Origin of the sequence: Kordia antarctica, from assembly GCF_009901525.1 — a bacterium.
In the GTDB taxonomy this organism is placed as follows: Bacteria; Bacteroidota; Bacteroidia; order Flavobacteriales; family Flavobacteriaceae; genus Kordia; species Kordia antarctica.
In genome coordinates, this window is the sequence record NZ_CP019288.1 from 957,058 (window position 1) to 980,488 (window position 23,431).

General features: G+C 31.8%; 6 protein-coding genes. All 6 read right to left on the bottom strand.

Features of this window, described 5'->3' with window-relative positions; translation table 11 throughout:
- Positions 1 to 34 precede the first annotated feature (34 nt).
- The gene (locus IMCC3317_RS03850) at positions 35 to 1,639 is read right to left on the bottom strand and encodes an MBL fold metallo-hydrolase (RefSeq protein ID WP_160128189.1); all 1,605 of its coding nucleotides are present in this window, start codon (positions 1,637 to 1,639) and stop codon (positions 35 to 37) included.
- A gap of 9 nt (positions 1,640 to 1,648) precedes the next feature.
- Entirely contained in the window at positions 1,649 to 9,730 is an 8,082-nt protein-coding gene (locus IMCC3317_RS03855; protein WP_160128190.1) for a non-ribosomal peptide synthetase, read from the bottom strand.
- Positions 9,730 to 12,774, bottom strand: a complete 3,045-nt coding sequence (locus tag IMCC3317_RS03860; RefSeq protein ID WP_160128191.1) for a type I polyketide synthase — start codon at positions 12,772 to 12,774, stop codon at positions 9,730 to 9,732. Before IMCC3317_RS03860 ends, IMCC3317_RS03855 begins: the two co-directional genes overlap by 1 nt.
- Positions 12,775 to 12,845: 71 nt before the next feature.
- Positions 12,846 to 21,035 (bottom strand): non-ribosomal peptide synthetase, encoded by an 8,190-nt coding sequence (locus IMCC3317_RS03865; protein WP_160128192.1) that lies wholly within the window; start codon positions 21,033 to 21,035, stop codon positions 12,846 to 12,848.
- Positions 21,025 to 21,729, bottom strand: a complete 705-nt coding sequence (locus tag IMCC3317_RS03870) for an aspartate/glutamate racemase family protein (RefSeq protein ID WP_160128193.1) — start codon at positions 21,727 to 21,729, stop codon at positions 21,025 to 21,027. The genes IMCC3317_RS03865 and IMCC3317_RS03870 overlap by 11 nt, the downstream gene beginning before the upstream one ends.
- Before the next feature lie 59 nt (positions 21,730 to 21,788).
- Positions 21,789 to 23,429, bottom strand: coding sequence for a condensation domain-containing protein (locus tag IMCC3317_RS03875; RefSeq protein ID WP_160128194.1), 1,641 nt, complete (start codon positions 23,427 to 23,429; stop codon positions 21,789 to 21,791).
- Positions 23,430 to 23,431: the final 2 nt, after the last annotated feature.

Consider the following 23,431-nt stretch of genomic DNA (forward strand, 5'->3'; position numbering starts at 1 on the left):
TGTGCTTTCGTTTTTAGTTTAAATGGATGGCTTATTAATATTCAATTGTTTTTTCTCCAAACAATCGTTCTGCTTCAATTAAGTTACTATTACAGTCTGAAACTAGCTTGTTAGATTCTACAATTGGTCTAGACTCATCAGTATATTTTAAAGAACTTATAAATTCTAACCAAGGTTCTAATCCCATTGCATAAACAAATACATTTTTAGGGTTAAAAATTTTGATTAGGCTTTTTCCCTGATCGTAATTACATCCTGCTAATCTTCTTGAGAAATCTTTATCTCTTTCTAGTTTTTCAGGCATTAAAGGTCCGTATAGCCATGATAGTGGAGCTCCATCACATTCCATCCCTAAGAAAAGAACATCTATATTTCCTATGATTTTTTGAACGCGTTCGTATACTGTTGGCTCTATATTGCAGGAATCTGCTGCAAATATTACTTTCAAATGATTGTGTAAAGAGACATGATAACAAAGCTTACTTCTCACATCTAAATCTGAATGTTCGCCTAAAAATGGTAAGCCTGTTATTTTGCATTTATCTAATGTTATAGATTCCATATCATCAAGTTCAATGATATTGTGAAATCCTATGTTATTAAACATTAATTTTAAATCTGGATCTTGTAAGTTTCCTTTTCCGCTACTTGGAACCACAATATTCTTGATCGTATGACGTAGTTGTAGTAATGTTTCCAGTAAAATATGATCTTGATGATTGTGAGTAATTAATACATAATCTATGGTTTCTGGCAAGTCATTAATTGTATAACGCGCAACGTCTGACTCATAACCATCGTAACTTAGTACTGGATCAACTAAAATTGAAATTTCGTTTGTCTCTAACAATACACAAGCGTGTCCGAAGTATCGTGTTCTGATACCTTTTCCTGTATACTTTTTGTATGTTGTTGGCGATTCTTCTGTGAAAAAACTTCTGAATAGTTCTTCATGTTCTTCCTTGATTTCTAATAGCGCTTTTATTTCTTCGTAGCTCCTCGCTTCTCGCTTCATTTTAAAGAGTTCGTCAATTACAGTATTCTTAAATGGAATCTCTAAGTGCAAGAGATTTTCATCGTTCAACCTTGGTGTACTTAATACAAAAGGGCGCGAATTATCTGCTTCTACTAATTGTAAACATACTGTTTGAGACGATTCATCGTAGTATTCACTTTGATATATTAAAGATTCAAAAAATCTAAAATTTGCATTGTTATTTAAATCATAATAGAGCTCTACAAATCCTTTAAGTAATTCTGGAATTTTATCATATAAAGGTTCTAGTGAGTACCCAACAGCTTCATTTTTCAAAATTCCATTCAATTCATTTATAGCATCAACAAATTCGAGCATATTAGCTCTTTTCTCTAGTGTTTTCTTGTGAAGTGTAGCAATTTCATCAACTCGTGCTTCTTTATAGTTAATAAAAGGACCGCCAAGCATTCCTGGTTTTTTAACAGCTGCCATATGAATTTTTGGATTCTTTATATATGAATCCATTATTTTTAAATGGCGTTCTTTAATATTCATTGCGGCTGTTGCCGGAGAGATGAGATGTGGCCAAGCATACCATCTATCAACTAATGCCTCAATAGCCACATTTGGTTTTAAATACAAAACTTTATTTGTGTTGCTCATTTTTGTCTTTTAAATAGTTTGACTATCTACTATTGTTTTTTCGGTAACTTCTTCTTTTTGCCAATTTTGGTTCTCAATTTCCTCTGACATACCTTGTATATTAGGATCTTGAAATAGTTTTACCATGTCTATTTGAACATTAAATTCTTGTTGTACTTTTGAAATTATTTTAATTGCGTTCAAACTATTCCCACCTATTTCAAAAAAGTTATCTATTACTCCTATTTTTTCAAAACCAAGCACATTTTCCCAAATAGAAACTAACTTCGTTTCTATTTCATTTTTTGGAGCCTTGTATTCATTTTTAATGGTGTCCTCATTGGTAATATCTGGTAATGATTTTCTATCTATCTTCCCATTGGCTGTTAGTGGAAAACTATCCAATTGTTTGTAATAACTAGGAACCATATAACCTGATAGCTTCTTCAATAATGAGTCTCTCAACGCTTTCTTATCTACTATTTTTGTAGATGTGTAATAAGCAACCAAGGTCTTCTCTCCTTCCGACTCCTTTGCCAATACGACTGCTTCTTTTATCTCTTGCGAAGATTCTAATACTACTTTTTCAATTTCTCCTAGTTCTATTCGATAACCACGTAGCTTAACTTGATAGTCATCTCTACCTAAAAACTCAATACTACCATCTAACATGCGACGTCCTAAATCGCCTGTGTAATACAAAGTCTCTTCCTTAGAAGTATCTGAAAATCTATGACTGATAAAACGTTCTGAGGTTAATGATTCTTTTTGGTAATAACCTTTCGCCAAGCCTGAACCGCCTATGTATAATTGACCAACTACACCTTCTGGAACTAGTTCTTTTTGCGCATCCAATAAGTAAATCTGTGTATTGTCTATTGGATACCCAATGTTATTACTTCGATCGCCCTCAGAAATCTTACGTAACATTGACCAAATGGTTGTTTCTGTTGGTCCATACATATTCCACAATTCTTTTACTTTTCCTAAAAGATTTGTGCTTAATCCTTCACTTAATGCATCGCCTCCGCACAATACTCGAAGTGCTGAATTGCCCAACCAACCACTATCTAATAGTAATTGATAAAAGCTTGGAGTAGCTTGCATGATCGTTGGATTGTATTGTTCTATTGATTCCTGTAATTTTAAAGGATCACTAAGTTCTAATCGTGAACTGATATATACACTTGCGCCACTGATTAAAGGAACAAAGAATTCTAAGATCGAGATATCAAATGAATACGTCGTTACCGAATACATACGATCTGATGAACTTATGCCTGGACTTTTTTGCATACTAAGTAAAAAGTTATGCAAAGAATCATGACCAATTTCTACGCCTTTTGGTTTTCCTGTGGAACCAGATGTATATATGATATACGCTGTATCTTCAGAACTCACTGGAAGAGTTACAACATTTACAACTTCACTTTTTAGAATCTCACCTTTGTCTAATACTTTAGCATTTACGCCTTTAAGAGGAAGTTGCAAGTTTACATCTGTGATAATATACTTCGCTTTGCTATCTTCTATGATATAATTGATCCGATCTTCAGGAAAACCTATATCGATTGGAATGTATGATTTGCCAGATTTTAGAATTCCTAAAATAATGAGTAACATCTCGCTACTGCGATCTAACAATACAACTATTGGTTCTTTAATTTCTCCTAATGTTGATACTAAGTGTGAACTAATATCTTCTATACGACTCCAAGTTTCTTTGTAAGTATAACTTGTTTCAGCGTCTTGAATTGCGATGGCATCAGGATTCGTAGTTACTTGTGTTGCTACTATATCTAAAAATGTTGATTCTTTGGTATATGATTGTTCTGTTTGATTGTATTGATGTACTAATCGATGTTCATCTTCCGTAGATAAGTAAGATAACGATTCAACATTTGTATCATAATCTATAGCATCTGAAAGTATATTTTCTAAATGAATAAAGATTCTTTGTATAAATTCTGAATCATAAATATCTGTGTTACTTTCTAGTGTTAATGATAATTGTTGATTTGCTTCTGAGAAAATAAAGCTGATATCAAATTGAGAAGTATTCGCCTTATGTTCATATACCTTCGTTTCAATTCCAATATCATTTATATATGAATCTTGAACATGTACTTGATTTTGATTTTGTAATATGACAAACACATCAAATAAAGCAGAACGACTTCTATCTCTGTTTATAGATAGCTTTTCAACCAATTCCATGAAAGGAAATATTTGATTTTCGTAAGCTCCCAATAATACTTCCTTTTCTTTTGATAAGAGTGCTGAAAAAGGTTGCTTCGGATCAAATTGTGTTCGGATGGCAAGCGTATTTAAGAATAAACCTATTTGATTTTCTAATTCAGGATGATTTCTTCCTGCTATTGGCGTACCTAATATGATGTCATCTTGACCTGAATAGTTGTATAAAAGCGCTTTTATTCCCGCCATAAGCGTCATAAACAACGTCACATTGTTGGCTTCTGAAAATTTAGCTAACTTTTTATAGAAATCATCAGAATAAGTATGCGATATGCGTGTTCCGTTGAATGTTTGAATTGCTGGTCTTTGCTTACTAGAAGGCAGCGAAAGTATAGGAATCTCACCTTTAAATTGAGCTAGCCAATAGTCTTCCATTTTCTGATATGCTGGCTGCGACATTTGATCGCTAAACCATACCGAATAATCTTTGTACTGAATTGTGAGCGTATTGGTATTTACTTTCTTGTTGTGAATTAAATCATGATATGTTTGAGTGAATTCGGAAAAAAGTAATTGCATTGTCCAACCGTCACTTATAAGATGATGCATTGTTAAAAAGAGAATGTATTCCTGTGCATTAATCTTTAATAAAGAAACTCTAAAAAGTGGAGCTGCTTCTAAATTAAAAGTCTTTCGACTTGCCAAAGAGATGTGTTCTTCTACACTAGATGATGTATTGGAATTCTTGGTGAAATCTTTATAATCTATCGAAAAATCTACTTTATCAGTTGGTACTATAAATTGTCGGACTTCTCCAGTATTAACATCTGTTTTAAAAGATGTTCTTAAAATTTCATATTTCTCTAGTAATAGTTTGAATGTTTCTTCAAATAGGCCTTCTTTAATATCTCCTTTTAATTGTATGGATAAAGGAATGTTATATGCTTCCGATCCGCCTTCAAGCTGACTTAAAACCCATAATCTTTTTTGTGCTGGCGTTAAAGGATAATTTTCTAATATAGCTGCTTTTGTAATAGCAGTATACGCTTTTTCAACTAATTTTTCTGCAACTTTTTCTACGGTGGCATTATTAAAAAATGTTGGGAAAGCAATATGTAGGGATAATTCTTTATGAATTTTATTGATTACCTGAGCCATTTTAAGACTTTGTCCGCCTAATTCAAAGAAATCGTCTTTAATTCCAATAGTTTTTTTCTGTAATACTTCCTCCCATATTTGAACTAATTTCGTTTCTATTTCATTTCTTGGTGGCACATATTCATTTTCAATAGTAAGTGCATTTTCTAATGGACTAGGAAGGTTCTTTTTGTCTATTTTACCACTAACAGTTAAAGGAAATTCCGTTAATTGAATATAATGATCAGGCAACATATAATCTGGTAAAAATTGTTTGATAAAACTCCTCAATCCTGTTATTGATTCTTCTATAGTTGAGATGAAATACATGGCGAGTTGTTCCTCATTCGTTTCATTGCGTTTAAATGTAGTTACAATTACTTGCTCAATTTCCTTTTTTCTTAATAGTGTATTTTCAATTTCTGTTAATTCAATTCTATTTCCTCTAATCTTAACTTGATTGTCCTTACGTCCCAAAAATTCAATGTCTCCATCTTCTGTCCATCTTCCTAAATCACCTGTTAAAAATAAACGCTCTCCTGTTAAAAAATGATTTTCAATAAATCGATTCTTGTTTAAATCATTCGCGCCAATATAACCTTCTGAAAGACAATCTCCACTAATGCATATTTCTCCTGTAACTCCTATTGGTAGTAAGTTAAGGTTTGCATCTAGAACGTATACTTTTACATTTTCAATTGGTTTTCCTATTGGAATATTAAAATCTTTGCCGTTAGTAGGTTTGTAGTCAGAAAGATGCTGTGTTTCACCTGCTATAGCTCTTTGTTCGTTTAGAAGTGCATAAATGTCTTTGACAGTAGTAAATGGATTCATGAAAACTGTTCTAAAAACTACTTGCTTTTCAGTATTTTCTTTTTTGGTGATGGTTGTGAACGAAACAAAAGAGTTTCCATTTTCAAACTGTTCTAATTGTATTTTTTTGTTAAGTGTATTGATGATTTTTATTTCTTCATCAGTATATCCGTTTTGTCCTCGAAGCGATAGCGGAATGTATCGATACAGTACAATATTGAGCGTAGGCTCATACATAAGTTCAAAATCTTCTTGATGTGTTATGATATCGGCAAATGTTTTTGCTAGTTCGTGATTTTGGCGCAATACTTCTGCAAAACCTTCTTTACCAACAATATGAAGAGCTCCATGCAGTATAAAACTCATGAAGTTTCTAGAACCTTCTATTGTAAATTTACCCAAGTCATAACTTTCGCTTCTTGCTTGGTAACGTGCATTAAATTCTGAATATACAGCATGATTGGGATCTTTAAATAAGCAGATACTTACTCCAATAGGTACATAAAACTGTTTATGCGCACAGATGGTTACGGAATCAGCCAATTCTATTCCGTTCAATTTGTTTTTTAATTCTTCATCCATTAAATAAGCGCCACCAAAAGCAGCATCTACGTGATAATGAATATCATGCTGGCTTGCAATTTGACCAATAGTATCAAGTGATTCAACATAGCCTGATTCTGTTGTTCCTGCCACACCAATAATCCCTAATATTAATGCTCGTTCTTCTTTAAGTTTTGAGATTGCACTGGAAATTTCTTCTTTTGTTTTGTTGTCAAAATCAAGTTCAACAAATGCTTTAGATCCTAATCCTAAAATTTTAAGTGTTTTATCAAATGAATAATGACACCATTTTGATCCTAACAATACAACTTTACTATATCCATAAGCTTGTAATGCATTTACTAAACCTTCTTTGGCAAGACCTTCAAAACCATTTTTAGGTTTTAGTTTCTTGTTCAATGTATAGTACATAGCCGTTACATTAGACATTGTACCGCCATTCGTTATAATTCCTAAAGAACTATTTGCTTCTTGTACATATTCGTCATAGAATGTTTTCGGTAAATTGAATGCTAGATTATGAAAGATTCCTATGAGTTGTCTTTCTATGATTGTAGCAACTGAAGAAGTTTCAATTTTTACCTGATTTTGATTTAAAGCAACTACCAAACTACTGAGTTGTCTCATGATTTCAGGAATAGGACCTGTCATATGACCTATATAAGATGTATTATTTACGTTGACAACATTAGGAATTACTTTGGTTTCTATAAACTTAATATACTCATCAATCGAAACATTTTCATCTATAGATGTTTTAGTAAAGTAGGCATCTTTTAATAATTCCGAGAGTGGGTTTTCTATTATTTTTGTAGCTGAATCATGTGTTTCAATGATGTTTTCTATTTCACTTTTTAATGAGGTTGAAAAAAGCTTAAACTCTTTATTTTTATTTTGATTAAACCTCTCATATGTGTCATAATAAGTAGCATCTGCAGTTACTTCTGTAGAACCATAAATATTGATGAGACGTGTTGTATTGTTTTGTAATACCGAATAAAAAGAATGTACGTCAGATGTTCTCAAAGCTTCTCCACTACTAATGCAAATTCGCAATGCTTGTAATTCTGCATTGCAAACATCAGGATACTTCATCATTTCTCTTAATAGGGAAGGTACTAATACAATTCTTGAAATCTGATTGCTATGCAGTTTATGAATGAAGTTTTTAATATCGATAACGGCTTCTTTATTAAATAGTACTAATGGAATACCTTTTAATAAGGGTCCGTATATCTCACAAATATGATCAACAAAACTTATGGAAGTTTTAGCACAAGCAACTTCTCCTTTTGCATATGGATATTTATTCCACATCCAATGCAATCTATTGATTACACCTTTAGATGTTATTTTAATCCCTTTTGGGTTTCCTGTAGATCCAGATGTATAGATAATGAACTCTACCGTTTCAGAATTCGTATGTTTTAAAACAGGAAGTTCTTGTGTTTCAGGTTTTGTAACAATTGGAGATAGTTTGTTTATAAACTCACTATCTATAAATAAAACACTTTTACTATCCTTAATCACATATTCAATACGATCTGAAGGAGTTGTTGGATCTAAAGACACATATATTGCGCCAATTTTTTTAATTGCTATTAAAATTGGTATGAGTTCTTTTCCATATGCTAAGGAAACAATTACTCGATCTCCATTAGATACTGAAAAATGACTATATAATGTTGAAGCATAATTATTCGCAATGTCATTAATTTCTTGATATGACCAACTTTTTTGCTCATATCGTATAGCTTCTAGCGTTGGTGTTCTTTTCACCTGTTCTTCAAATAAATCAAGGATTGTTTTTTCCTGTGGATACGTAGAAGTATTATTATTGAACTCTTCTAGAATTTTAGATTGCTCTAATTTTGGAATATAATTTAGCTGACCGATAGAAGTATGCGTATCATTAAGAATACTCGCTATCAATCCTTTGAAATGTTCTATTATTCTTGTGACAGTTTTGTATTCGTATACATCTTCATCATATTCCAGTTGTATCACAATATGATTTTCTATTTCAGTAAAGTTAAATAACAAATCGAATTTCACATATGCTTTTCCGCAATCTTCTATTGCTTCTACAATTTCTTTAGGTAATGTTATTTTTTGCTTTGTATTAGAAGTATTTTGTAGAATAATCATTATGTCAAACAATGGATTATTGCCCTTTAGGTTTAAAGCATCTACCAATTCATCATAAGGATACATTTGATGCGAATAGTCGGCTAATAAATTTTCTTTTATTTGTCCATATGTTTCTCCAAATGTTGAATCACTAGCTAGTGTATTTCTTAGTACTAATGTATTTACATAAAACCCTATTTGTTCTTCTAAATCTGCATGATCTCTACCTGCAATTGGACTTCCTAAAATGATATCATTTTGTCCTGTATATCTATGAAATAGTATTTTTAATGTCGTTAGTAAAAATGTAAATAAGCTTCCACCTTGCGCTTCAATGAATTTTCGAATTCCATCCGTGTGTTCCGTATTTAGATAGGTTTTTAGCATTCTACCAACTCCAGCATCTTGAACAGTATGTTTTTTTGCCTTAGGAAGTGTTATTTTGGTAAAATCACCTGACAGTTTTTGTAACCAATATTCTTTATGATTTGTATATTCTTGTGATTGTAATTGATTTTGTTGCCAGTTTGCATAGTCTTTGTACTGAATAACAAGCGGAGATATGTTAGGTTTTCTATCTTCTAAATACGCTTCATAATACGTTAAAACATCTTTAGATATTATATTTATAGACCATCCATCACTAATAATGTGATGCATATTGTAATATAAGATGCATTGTTCGTTTGCAAGCTCAAAGAATTTCACTCTAATTAGTGGTCCATTTTCTAAATTGAACGACATATAAGAATCTTCTTCGATTATTTTTTTAGCTTCTATTTGTCCATTAGGTTGTTTTGAAAAATCATAAAATTGACATTTAAAATTGAACTCCTCATAAGGAATAATCCATTGTTTTATATCTCCATTCTCATCTGCTTTAAAAATGGTACGCAAAATTTCATGTCGTTGAATTACTGAATGAATAGCTTTATCAAAAAAAGATAAATTATAATTTCCCATAAGCCCTAAAGAGAATGGCATATTGTAAGCTAAAGCCATTTCCTGAAACTGACTTAATACCCATAATCTCATTTGAGCTGAGGAAAGCACGTATGATTCTTGCATTGGCAGTACAGGAATACTTTGATATACTTCTTCTGTTTGTATTTTATTTAAATACTTAACTAACAATGCCTTATTATCTCTAATCAATCCGATAATATGCTCAGGTACATCATCATTTACAGTACTTACTTCCAAGTCAAGTCCGTCAAGTGATAAATACACTTGATTTTCTTCCAACTGGTTTAAGATTTCAAGAATTTGCATTAGATTTTGAATGTATTTTTTCGTGGTGTAGTTTTACTTATGTCCTTAAGTTTTAATAGAACTTCTATCTGCGAACTCAATGTCTTGATATTAGGACTATCATAGTAATCTTGAATTTCAATATTACAATTGAATTCTTTTTTGATTGCGTTTAAAATTGACATTGCTTTTAAAGAATCGCCTCCTAATTCAAAGAAATCATCTTCAATGCCTATTTTTTCATAACCAAGTGTATTTTTCCAAATTGATGATAAACGTATTTGAATATCATTTTGGGGGGCTATATAATTGGTAGTTAAATTTATTCTCTCATCATTTTCTATTTCTCCATGTTTTTCTTCTTCATCTAATTCCTTCTCATCAAAAATAGTATTTGACGTCATTTTTGATAGTACTGAAGTTAGATCTTTACTGTTGCTAAATTGATTTTGCACTAATCGCAAAGCATCAATTCTACTTGGTAGTTCCGTTTGATCAAAAACATAAGTCGGAACAGGTACTTTTTGTGAATTTTCCGGATACAGTTTAGCTGTTTCTACAGAAGCTCCAACTTTCCACAAAAGACCAATGTTGGTTAGAAAATAACTGTAATCATTTTTTGATTCTTTCGCTCTTCTAATCATTGATACATTGGTGATAGCTTCTGGCACTTGCTTTTTCAAGAAACTAGAGAGTGTTTTTCCAGGTCCTATCTCTATAAAAATGGTGTTCTCTACATTCCACTTTTGAATGGCACTTTGCAATCCTTTATGAAATAATACCGTTTCTCTAATATGTTTTGTCCAATATGATGATGGCATATTTTCATCTGTCGTAATGAGTTCTCCCGTAAGATTAGATATGATTGGAATTTTTGGTTTTTCAAATTCTAATGTGTCCAATTTTTCTTTAAATGGCGTTAGCATATCATTCATCATGTTTGAATGAAAAGCATGAGAGGTTTTAAGTTTTGTAAAAGCAATAGCTGCGTTCTTGAGTTTTTCTTCTAGGGTTGTTATAGATTTACTTTCGCCAGAAAGTACACAGGTATCATCACTATTAATAGCTGCAACAGATAATTCCTCAGTTATATATTCTGTTATACTTTCATGTGTTGAATGCACCACAATCATATCTCCAGATTTCATTTGGTTCATTAAGGATGCTCTTGTGCAAACAATTTCCAATCCAGCTTCAAACGAAAAAACACCAGCAACACATGCTGCTACATATTCTCCAAGACTATGACCAATCATTCCGTCAGGTTGTATTCCTAAATGTATTAAAGTTTTGGCTAACGCATATTCTACAACAAATAGTAATGGTTGCGTATGCAATGTTTCATGGATTAACTCTGCATTTTCAGAAGTTGTGTATCCTATTATTTTTTTATAATCTTTATTTGTCAATGCATTCAACAACTCAAAACCAGTATCCATGATCGTTTTGAAATATGGTATGTTGTCATAAAGATCATTCGCCATTTTAAGGTATTGTGTTCCTTGTCCAGGAAACATAAAGACAATATTTTTATGTCCTTTTGCAGGTTGTATAGAAGTTTCTGAAAGTAATTTTTTTTGAGCTTTTTCTCTATTTTCAAAAACAATAAAATCTCTATAAGGAAATGGGCGCGTATTTTTTGCTAGACTATAACTAATTTGCGCATTGGTATATGAATCATTTTCGAGTAAATAAGCTGCGAGTTTTTGTCGATATTCCTTTAATGCCTTTCTTGATTTTGCGGCATAAAAAAGCACATGCTGTTTGGTATTACTCGTATCACAAACAGTTTCTATGAATTCTTCTAATACTGCATGACAGTTAGTTCCTCCTATTCCTAAACTGTTAATTCCTGCTCTTCTTACATTGTCGCTTTTCCAATCTTGTAATTCGGTATTCACATAAAATGGTCCTCCATCAAAATTAATTTCAGGATTTGAATCATTGAAATGGAGAGATGGCGGTATCATTTTGTAATACAAACACATACAGGTTTTTATAAAACCAGCAATTCCAGCTGCTGCATCTAAATGTCCCATGTTTGTTTTTACTGATGCTATCGCACATTTATGATTTATGTCGTAATTGAATGCCTTGTTTAATGCTTCTATTTCTATAGGATCGCCCAATTTAGTTCCTGTTCCATGTGCTTCTATATAACCTATAGTGTTAGGCTGTACTCCGGCTACTCTATGTGCCATTTTAATACAATCTGATTGTCCTTCAACACTTGGCGCGGTGTATCCAACTTTTCTTCTTCCATCATTATTAACCGAAGTTGCTTTAACGACTGCATAGATATAATCTCCATCTTTTATAGCGTCTTCATATCGTTTTAATACTACTGCGCCAGCGCCTTCTCCCCAAATTGTACCTGTTGCATCTTTATCGAACGCTCTACAGAATCCATCTTTTGAATTGATGAATCCTTCTTCATGTAAGTATCCTTTTCTGTCTGTAGAATCTATGTTTACGCCTCCCGAAACTGCCATATTACATTCCTTTAACAATAGACTTCTACAAGCCAAATGAATATTACTTAATGAAGCTGAGCATGCTGTATCTGAATAAAAACTGGGACCAGTTAATCCTAAATTGTATGAAATTAGTGTACTTACATATTGTTTGTTCGATAACTTTCTAGTTATATAAGGAGCCAATGTTCCTTTGTTGTAAAACATTTCTAATAGTCTCCAATTAATATTGTCTGAAGCAGATAAGTAGAGCCCAATTGCCTTTTCGGTGAGTCTATTTGCATATCCTGCGTTATCTAAAGACGCATATACAATTTCGTGCATAATACGTATCTGTGGATCCATTACCGATGCTTCTTCTCGTGTATAACCAAAGAACTTATAATCAAAACTACCAGCATTGTCTATTCTAGATTCTACAGGTACATAGTTCGGTAGATTTATTAACATTGTATCTCCATTTTCTTTGGAATAGTGATGTGATAACTCTGTTCCTTGTTTTAAATTTTCCCAGAAAATAGACAAATCTTTTGACTTAGGAAATACTCCTGCCATTCCTATTACAGCGATATCTTTTTTTCTGTTAACCATGTTATAATTTTAAATTCTTAAAAATGGATTGAATACTTTATTGAGGGGAAATTTTATTGTTGTTATTTCTATTACTCATCAAAAATGTCTAAGATTTCATCCATATCTTCAAAGATATTTGAAGATATTTCTTCCTGACTTGTTTGATCATTAAGTACATTCTCGACTAGCGCTTTAATGTTTGGATATTGAAATAAATCTAATGGTCTAAGTGTTAAGTTTAAAGTTGAATTAAATTGATTCAACACTTGCATTAAAGATAACGAGTTCAATCCTAAATCAAAAAAGTTATCGGTTGTACCAATTATTAAAACATCTTCTTTTATTGAATTCTTTAGTATCTGAACCATAGCTTTTTCTATTTCATTTTTTGGAGCCTTGTACTCGTTTTTAATGATGTCCTCATTGGTAATATCTGGCAGTGATTTTCTATCTATCTTCCCATTGGCTGTTAGTGGAAAACTATCCAATTGTTTGTAATAACTAGGAACCATATAACTTGATAACTTCTTCAATAAAGAGTCTCTCAACGCTTTCTTATCTACTATTTTTGTAGATGTGTAATAAGCAACCAAGGTCTTCTCTCCTTCCGACTCCTTTGCCAATACGACTGCTTCTTTTATCTCTTGCGAAGATTCTAATACTACTTTTTCAATTTCTCCTAGTTCTATTCGATAACCACGTAACTTAACCTGATAGTCATCTCTACCTAAAAACTCAATGCTACCATCTAACATGCGACGTCCTAAATCGCCAGTGTAATACAAAGTCTCTTCCTTTGAAGTATCTGAAAATCTATGACTGATAAAACGTTCTGAGGTTAATGATTCTTTTTGGTAATAACCTTTCGCCAAGCCTGAACCGCCTATGTATAATTGACCAACTACACCTTCTGGAACTAGTTCTTTTTGCGCATCCAATAAGTAAATCTGTGTATTGTCTATTGGATACCCAATGTTATTACTTCGATCGCCCTCAGAAATCTTACGTAACATTGACCAAATGGTTGTTTCTGTTGGTCCATACATATTCCACAATTCTTTTACTTTTCCTAAAAGATTTGTGCTTAATCCTTCACTTAATGCATCGCCACCGCATAATACTCGAAGTGCTGAATTGCCCAACCAACCACTATCTAATAGTAATTGATAAAAGCTTGGAGTAGCTTGCATGATCGTTGGATTGTATTGTTCTATTGATTCCTGTAATTTTAAAGGATCACTAAGTTCCAATCGTGAACTGATGTATACACTTGCGCCACTGATTAAAGGAACAAAGAATTCTAAGATCGAGATATCAAATGAATACGTCGTTACCGAATACATACGATCTGATGAACTTATGCCTGGACTTTTTTGCATACTAAGTAAAAAGTTATGCAAAGAATCATGACCAATTTCTACGCCTTTTGGTTTTCCTGTGGAACCAGATGTATATATGATATACGCTGTATCTTCAGCACTCACTGGAAGAGTTACAACATTTACAACTTCACTTTTTAGAATCTCACCTTTGTCTAATACTTTAGCATTTACGCCTTTAAGAGGAAGTTGCAAGTTTACATCTGTGATAATATACTTCGCTTTGCTATCTTCTATGATATAATTGATCCGATCTTCAGGAAAACCTATATCGATTGGAATGTATGATTTGCCAGATTTTAGAATTCCTAAAATAATGAGTAACATCTCGCTACTGCGATCTAACAATACAACTATTGGTTCTTTAATTTCTCCTAATGTTGATACTAAGTGTGAACTAATATCTTCTATACGACTCCAAGTTTCTTTGTAAGTATAACTTGTTTCAGCGTCTTGAATTGCGATGGCATCAGGATTCGTAGTTACTTGTGTTGCTACTATATCTAAAAATGTTGATTCTTTGGTATATGATTGTTCTGTTTGATTGTACTGATATACTAATCGATGTTCATCTTCCGTAGATAAGTAAGAAATATTTCCTATAAGATTCTCTGACGCTGGTAATAAATTAGTTATTAAATTTTTAAAACGTTTTATTAGATTTTCTATGATTGTACTTTCATAGATATCTGTATTGTAACGTACTTGACAGAAAATACAATCGCCAACTTCACTGAAATCAAATTCAATATCAAACTTAACCATCATATCAACCTCATGATGAATTTGATCGATTTCTTCTTCATTTATTTCTGGCATTTCTTCATCATCACCAGTATTTTGAAGTAAAACTAAGATATCGAATAAAGTACTTCTACTTGTATCTCTTGTCAGTTTTAATTCTTCAACCAATCTATCAAAAGGATATGATTGATGTGAATATGCATCTAATAAATTATTTTTTACTTGCGCGTATAGTGTATCAAATGACACATTACTTTGTATTTGATTTCGTAACGCTAACGTATTTAAATAACAACCTATTTGATCTTCTAAATCTGCATGCTCTCTTCCTGCAACAGAAGTTCCAATGATAATATCATCCTGGTTGGTATACCGGTAGATTAGTACTTTTAACGCAGTGACCAAAAACATGAATAATGTTCCGCCATTGTAAGTTATATATTCGCGTATTTCGCTCGTTAGTTTTTTATTTATGTATGTATTTAATACATGCCCGTTGTATGTCTTTAATTTTGGTCTTTGTTTTGCTCCAGGCAAATTCAATACTGGTAATGTTCCTGAAAGTTTGTCAAGCCAATATTCTTTTAATGAACTAAATTCTTCCGATTGTAATTGATTTAATTGCCATGCTGCATAATCTCTATATTGTATTTGTAATACCGGTAATTCTAATTCAATTTGCGTTGAAAAATGCTTGTAATATGCCATTATATCTCTTGACAAGATATTCATAGACCAACCATCACATATAATGTGGTGCATATTGTAGTATAAAATATACTTAGCATCATCTAGTTGAATGATTTTTACTCGTAATAATGGTCCGTTTTTTAAATCGAAAGGAACATAAGCATCAATGTCTAAATAGTTAAATGCACTTTTTAGAGGAGATTCTTCATTACTAAAATCTTGCTGATCAATCAAAAATGCTAATTCTTCTGGTTGTAAAACGCATTGTCGTATGGTTCCATCTGTTTGCTCTTTGAATACTGTACGCAAAACTTCATGTCTTTCTAACACGCTATGAATGGCTTTTACAAAAATTTCTATATCATGTATTTCTTCCAGTAAAGTTGTATTTGGCATATTATAGGCAACAGATCCTTCACCAAATTGGCTCAATACCCATAATCTGCGCTGCGAATCAGAAACTGCATAATTATTAGCTTGTTCAAGTTTTGGTATTGTACTAAATGCTTCTTTTTTTGCTTGTAAAATAAGTGTTTCGTGAGCTTCTAAAGATCCTTGTATAAATAAATTAGTTATAGAAACCTTTGCATTAAATATTTTATGATACTCGCTTATCAGACGAATAATTTTAAGACTATGACCGCCTAATTCGAAGAAATCGTCTTTGATTCCTATTTGTTCTTTTTCAAGTATAACTTTCCATATTGCTATTAACTTACGTTGTATTTCTGTTGTAGGCGGAACATAAATTGCGCCAGTAGCTATACCTAAATCTTCTGGAGCTGGTAATCCTTTTATGTCTATTTTTCCATTCGCAGTTATTGGAAATGTATCTAAAAAGATAAAATAACTAGGTACCATATAGGCTGGCAATTGGGTTGCCATATATTGTTTTAAATCAGAGGATTCAGACGACGACTCATTTGTATAATAGGCAATAATATGTTTGTCACCTGATATAGATTCTTTTATAATTACAACTACTTTTTTAATTCCTGATTTAGCAGCTAATACTTTTTCTATTTCTCCTAACTCAATTCTGTTTCCTCTAATTTTAACTTGATTGTCTTTACGTCCTAAAAATTTTATATTTCCATCTGGAAGCCATTTCCCTAAATCTCCAGTTTTGTAGATACGTGAATTATTATCAAAAGGATTTGGAATGAATTTTTCTGCAGTTAAATCATCTCTATTTAAATAACCTCTGGCAATTCCATCTCCTGTAAGGCTAATTTCTCCAACAACACCTTTAGGCTGTAAACCATTTTGATCGTTAAGAATGTATACACTAGAGTTTGCGATAGGTTTTCCTATTCCGATATCTTCAGTACTATTTTCAACTTTTCCTACAGTTGCCCAAACAGTGTTTTCTGTTGGTCCGTATTCATTGTATAATTTACATAAAGGAAGATGCTCAAAATGTTTCTTTAATAATGTTTCATTTAATGCTTCTCCAGCAGAAATAACGCGTTTGAGTGACAAATTTTCTACATCTACATAGTCCAATATCAAATTATAGAAAGACGGAACTGCAAGAATAGATTCTATACGATACGTATTGATCAATGATAGTAATGCAACTGTATCTTTTAGTGTTTCATTGTCTACAATAAATAATTGAGAACCTTTGGTTAGACTTTCCCATATAATTGCTACAGATGAATCAAAAGAAAAAGAGGATAGCAGTAATTGAGATTTTATGTAATCATAGTATTCATTCCTTGCTAAAGTAGACGTGAGTAAGTTAGCATGTTCTATCATGACACCTTTAGGATTTCCTGTTGATCCTGATGTGTAAATGATGTAAGCCAAATTATTTTCCGTAATAGTAGTCGCTACATTTTCTTTTGAATATGTATTTACCGAAGCATAAAACTGCTCCATTAACTTCTCCTCTATTATTACTTTGCAATTACTGTCGTTTGTAATATATACTATTCTTTTTTCTGGGTAATTAATATCAATAGGAACATAGGCTGCTCCGGCTTTTAAGATTGCCAACATCGAAATAATTACTTTCTCACTATTTACCAATTTAATTCCAATTAAATCGTCTTGTTTTGGTGAATATTCTTGTTTTAAATAATGACTCAACTGATTTGCCTGTTCATTGATTTCTTGGAACGTAAAATGCTTATCATTAAATGTTACAGCAATGTTATCTGGATGTTTTTGTACTTGTGCTTCAAATAAATCTAAAACTGTCTTGTTTTTTGGATATGATTTTCTGGAAGCATTAAATCCTAGTAATAATTCTGTTTCTTTGGTAGGTGATAAAAATGATAGTGTATCAATTTCTTGATCAATATCTATTAAAATATTTTTGCAAAGTTGTTGGTAATCGTACAATAATCCAGACATCATTTCATGATCATGAATATCTTCATTATAGATTAATTCAAGTTTTATATGATTTCCGACTTCAATAAACGTAAATGTAAGATCAAATCTAGCTACAGCTTTTCCTCCATCATTAATTGTCATTATTTCATCGGAAGCAATTTCGAGATTTGTATTTGTATTGAAGGTGTTTTGTAATACAATTAAAATATCAAATAATAAACTTCTACTTGTATCTCTCTTAATATCCAAATCTTCAATTAACTTGTCAAAAGGATACATTTGATGCGCATACGTTTCAAGTAAATTTCGTTTTACTTTTTCAAATAATTCTTTAAAAGATATATTCTCATCTATTTGTGTTCTTATAGGTAACGTATTTACGTACAATCCTATTTGATTGCTTAAGTCGGTATGTTCTCTTCCTGAAACCGGACTTCCAATTAATAAATCTCTTTGTCCTGTATACCTATAAAAAAGTACTTTTAGCGAAGTCAACAAAAACATAAATAAAGTACCTCCACTATTCTTTGAGAAATCTTGTATGGAACTTGACGTTTCCTTGTCAAAATAGAAAAATAGTTTGTATCCGTTATAAGATTGTGTTAACGGCCTTTGTTTGTTACTTGGTAGCTCAAGAATAGGAAGTTCGTTCGCTAATGTATGTTTCCAATATTTTTTATGATTTTTGAAAATATCTGTTTCTAACTGCGTTGTTTGCCAGTATACATAATCTTTATATTGAATAGGTAATTCAGGCAACATCTCAGTTGTTTCTCCCTTGTAATAGCTATAATATGATAAGATATCTTGTATTAAAATATCTAAAGACCAGACATCTCCAACTAGATGATGAATATTATAATAGAATATATATGTATTCGCTGCAATTTTGATTCTCTGCGCACGAATCAATGGCCCATTCTCTAAATCAAAAGGAAGAAATTTATCTTCATTTATGTGCTGAAATGCATTTTGCTCTGGTGTTTCTGTATTCGTTAAGTCTATGGTAGGAATACTGAAATTAAATTCATTAAAAGGTGTTATATCTTGGTAAGCTTCATCGTTTTCAACTTTTAAAGTAGTTCGTAAGACTTCGTGTCTTTTTATGGTTTGAAGAATCGCCTTCTCAAAAAGTTTGTATTCATCGTCATTAAGATTCATATATAAATATGCAGGCATGTTATATATTGCTGAACCTGAAATTTGACACGCTATCCACATATTTCGTTGAGAGAAAGATAATGGTATTTTCCCCGTACTTTCACTTTTAGCAATTGATACGAAACTTGTTTTATTTGCCTTTTCTATTAATTCTTCATGTGATTTTAAGAAAGGAGATTCAAATATTTCTGCAAATGTAATTGCGACATTAAATTCTTTTTGATATGCTGTAATTAAACGCATAGCACTAATACTATTTCCTCCTATTTGGAAAAAATTATCCTGTAAGAATACCGTTTCTTCATCTAGTATATTTTGCCATATTGCAACGATTTTTTGTTGCAGTATATTTAATTTTTTTGAAGATTTATTTTTGGCCGTATTTCGTAAGTTGTCTATAAGTGCTTTTTCATCTATTTTACCATTGGCATTTAATGGAAATCTATCTAAATGTATAAATAGAGAAGGCATTTCGTATTCCGACAAATATGCTTGAGAATGTTTGAAAAGCGCATCATTAATCTCCTTTTTTGCGGTATAAAAACAAATAAGACGTACTTGTGATTCTTGTGTTTGTATGCTACATTTAATACTTTTTACAGTTGCGTTTTTTAGTATTGTATTCTCAATAGCGTTAAGATTTACTTGAACTCCATTAAGCTTTGTCATGGCGTCAATTCGACCTAAAACAGTTGTATTCCAATCCGTATCATATTGTCCATAATCACCTGTTTTATATACAATTTCGTGTTCCTCTTTCAGCGGATTCTGTACAAATCGTTCTGCCGTTGCTGCAACATCTTTATAATATCCTTTAGATAAGAATGGAGTACGAATGTATATTTCTCCTTCTTCACCTGATTTACATAATTTGCCTTGTGCATTTATTATTAAAATAGCCGTATTAGCTATTGGTTTTCCTACGCTTAGCAACTCAGAAGATATCGATTCAATTTCTTTGTCTGCTATATAGAACGTTTTAATTAAGGTAGATTCTGTCGCTCCGTAAAAATTAACCAATTTTGTATTGGATCCATACTTTTGTTGCCAATTGTAAATATCTTTTTCATATAGTTTTTCACCTGATAAGAATAAATAACGCAATAAGAAAGGTTCTTTGCTAGTATCTTCAGAAAGTATTAATCTACAAAAAGTAGGCACCATATGTGCCAGCGATATTTTCTGCGCTCGCATCCACTTAGAGAGTTGTACGATATCAGAACGTATTTCTTGCGATGGAATACATAATGTCGCTCCATTAGCTAATGATAAAAAGATGTCACGCAAAGAAGCATCAAACGAAAAAGAAACTAATTGTCCTACACGGTCGTTTTCAGTTACGTTGAATTCATTTGTTTGCCAGTTTATAAAGTGTCCTAAACTTTTATGACGTCCAAGAATTGCTTTTGGTTTTCCTGTTGATCCTGATGAGAAGAAAATACTATTTGAATCTTCTCCACTTGCCTCGTCAAATACGAAGTTAGGAACTGTTTCATCTTCAAAATTGATCTGTACTTTTAATATATCTTCGTATTTAGATAATTGAATTCCACTAGTGTTTACCTCAACAATAAAAACAGTTGGAATATTATATTCAAACAATTCATTGTAATGTTCAAAATTGGCTAATTGATTTTGCTCTACAAATACAACATTAGGTTTGATTGTTTCAAATAATGAAGCCCAATGGTTTTTTCTGTATTTTTTATCTAATGGTAAATAAACCGCTCCAGCTTTAAAAGTTGCTATTAGTGAAAATATGTATAATATTTCCTGACTTGCATACATAGCCACAACATCATCTTTACCTGCGTATTGATGAATTAATTTTGCAATTTGATTGGCAATAGTGTTCACCTGTTGATAGCTAAAATGAGTTGTACTCGTTTCAACAGCTACCTTTTCAGGATATTGCTCAGCGCAATGCTCAAATAATGTATGTACTAACTTCTTATTTTTCATTAGTTCTTTTCAAATCCATTTTTGTAATAACTTCTTCCACCAGCATAGATATTGTGTCCACATAAACAATATCGGTTTGTAGGCTTTCGTATCCTATTTGCATTTCAGAACAGCCACCAATGATGACTTCAACTTGTTGTTCTTTGAGCGCATTGAATGCTTGCTTAAAAAGTGAAAATGCTTCTTGTGAAATTTTTGATGATTTTAATCCGCCTTTCATATATATGCCTTTCATGAGAATATCTTCTTGCGTGGTTGCATCAAGAGTAACAATTTCCATATGAGTTTGGTCATGAAAGAGTCTAGATTTTAAAGTGCCAGTGGTTGCTAACAATCCTACTCTTTTAATTCCCTTTTTTTCTAAAGCTTTTAGCGTGATTTCGATCGGGTTTATTATATTTTTTTTTAGTTTTTCATCTAATTGATTTACATAATAATAGGATGTAATACATGTCAAGACTATATAATCTACTCCTAAGGAATGCATCATTTTAATTGACTTTTCTATTTCATCTTTTGGTGATTCTTGACCATAGACAATTGCGAGTGTCCTATCTGGAACTTTGCTGTTATTATGAAGTATAAACTCAGGAAAGTCTTGATCTGTAGGCGCTTCTATTCTATTTATAAGTTTATTCATAAAATAGAGCCCAGCGCGTGTACCCATACCGGAAATAATTCCTAGTTTTTTCAATTGTACGTTGTTTTATTAATTATTTGGTTGATACAGTAAAAGGTTGATAATGTATAATGCTAAAAATCATCACTCATTTCATTATTTATTTTTTCTAGAAAATCGTCGTATTCTTTTTTATCTGTTGTAGAAACAGTTTCTTCTTTAATTACTTCTAACGATATAGTAAAATCTTGTATGTTTAGTGCTTCAGAATTTGTTGCTTGCTGTACTAGTTTCCTATAGTTAAGCAGTAATTCGCGCATGGTATCATCATTATAAATATCTGTATTATAATTTAAGTCTATACTTAACAATCCTCCTATTTCAGCAAAACAGAATGTAAGATCAAATTTAGAAGCCACAGCACCATACGATTCTACTGCACCTATATTTTTCACTTTAAATTCTTCCGTGTTTTTAGAATTTGTAAAGTTTTGGAGTATGACCAATACATCAAAAAGCGGATTTCTATTTATACTTGTTTTTATTTTGAGATCGTCAATTAATTGATCAAATGGATATTTTTGATGCGCATAGACTTCTAATATATGCTGCTTTGTTTGATTATATAATGCATTAAACGACATTGCAGCATTCATTTTCGTTCTTATAGCTAGTGTATTTACATAAAATCCTATTTGATTTTCTAATGCTAGATGTTCTCTTCCTGCAACTGGCGTTCCTAATATTATATCATCGCTTCCTGAATACCTGTATAGTAACGTATTTAAAGATGCAATTAAGAACATAAACAGAGTTCCTCCTTTGCCAGAAATATAGGTGTTGATGTTTTTGGTCTCACTTTCTGGTAAATACATTCGTAAAAGGTGACCATTATTTGTTCTTGCATTTGGTCTTGCTTGGTGAGAAGGCAATTCCAATACAGGGATTTCATCACTAAAAATAGTTTCCCAAAAAGCTTTGTCTTTTTTATTCTCTGCTGTTTTTAATTGTATGCGTTGCCATTTAGCATAATCTTTATACTGGATACTTAGTTCAGGTAATACAGGTGTTTTTCCTTCGGCATATGATTTATAAAATTGCATAATATCTCTAGAAAATATATGAATAGACCAACCATCGCTAATTATATGATGCATGTTAAAGTAGAAAAGCCATTTCTTTTCATTAATTTTTAATAGCATACATCGTATTAATGGTCCGTTTTCTAAATCGAAAGGAACATAATAATCTTCTTTTATTGTTTTATTCGCTAAAGTTTCAGCATCTTCTTTAAGTGATACATCAATAACATTCAGTTCAAAATTTAATGCTTCAGGAGTTATAATCCATTGTTGAATTTCACCTTCTTCATTTTTCTTAAAAACCGTTCTCAGTGATTCATGTCGTTTGATAACAGAAGAAATTGATTTTTCTAATAGTGAAGCGTTAATTTCTTCTTCCAAAACTATTTGGAAAGGCATATTGTAAGAAATAGAATACTTCTCTATTTGAGATATAATCCACAAGCGAAATTGTGAAGAAGATAACGGATATCCAGTATCTGAAATCTCTACTTTCGCTATTTGATTGTTTTCTTTATCCTTTAGAAAACCCAGTAACTCCTGCTTATGAGCTTTTAATTTTTCTATAAGAACAGGCGCTGGTTTTGTTCCATTAAACTTGAGTTTAAGAACATCATCTCCTAGAGAAATATGAATTTTATTTTCTCTGAGTTCTTCTAGTAATTCTTCTATGTGATTTTTTCTAAATGACATGC

Excerpts from the sequence above, each read along its gene's own strand:
- IMCC3317_RS03850 (WP_160128189.1), bottom strand. The coding sequence starts at position 1,639 with ATGAGCAACACAAATAAAGTTTTGTATTTAAAACCAAATGTGGCTATT.
- IMCC3317_RS03855 (WP_160128190.1), bottom strand. The coding sequence starts at position 9,730 with ATGCAAATTCTTGAAATCTTAAACCAGTTGGAAGAAAATCAAGTGTAT.
- IMCC3317_RS03865 (WP_160128192.1), bottom strand. The coding sequence starts at position 21,035 with ATGAAAAATAAGAAGTTAGTACATACATTATTTGAGCATTGCGCTGAG.
- IMCC3317_RS03875 (WP_160128194.1), bottom strand. The coding sequence starts at position 23,429 with ATGTCATTTAGAAAAAATCACATAGAAGAATTACTAGAAGAACTCAGA.
- IMCC3317_RS03860 (WP_160128191.1), bottom strand. The coding sequence starts at position 12,774 with ATGGTTAACAGAAAAAAAGATATCGCTGTAATAGGAATGGCAGGAGTA.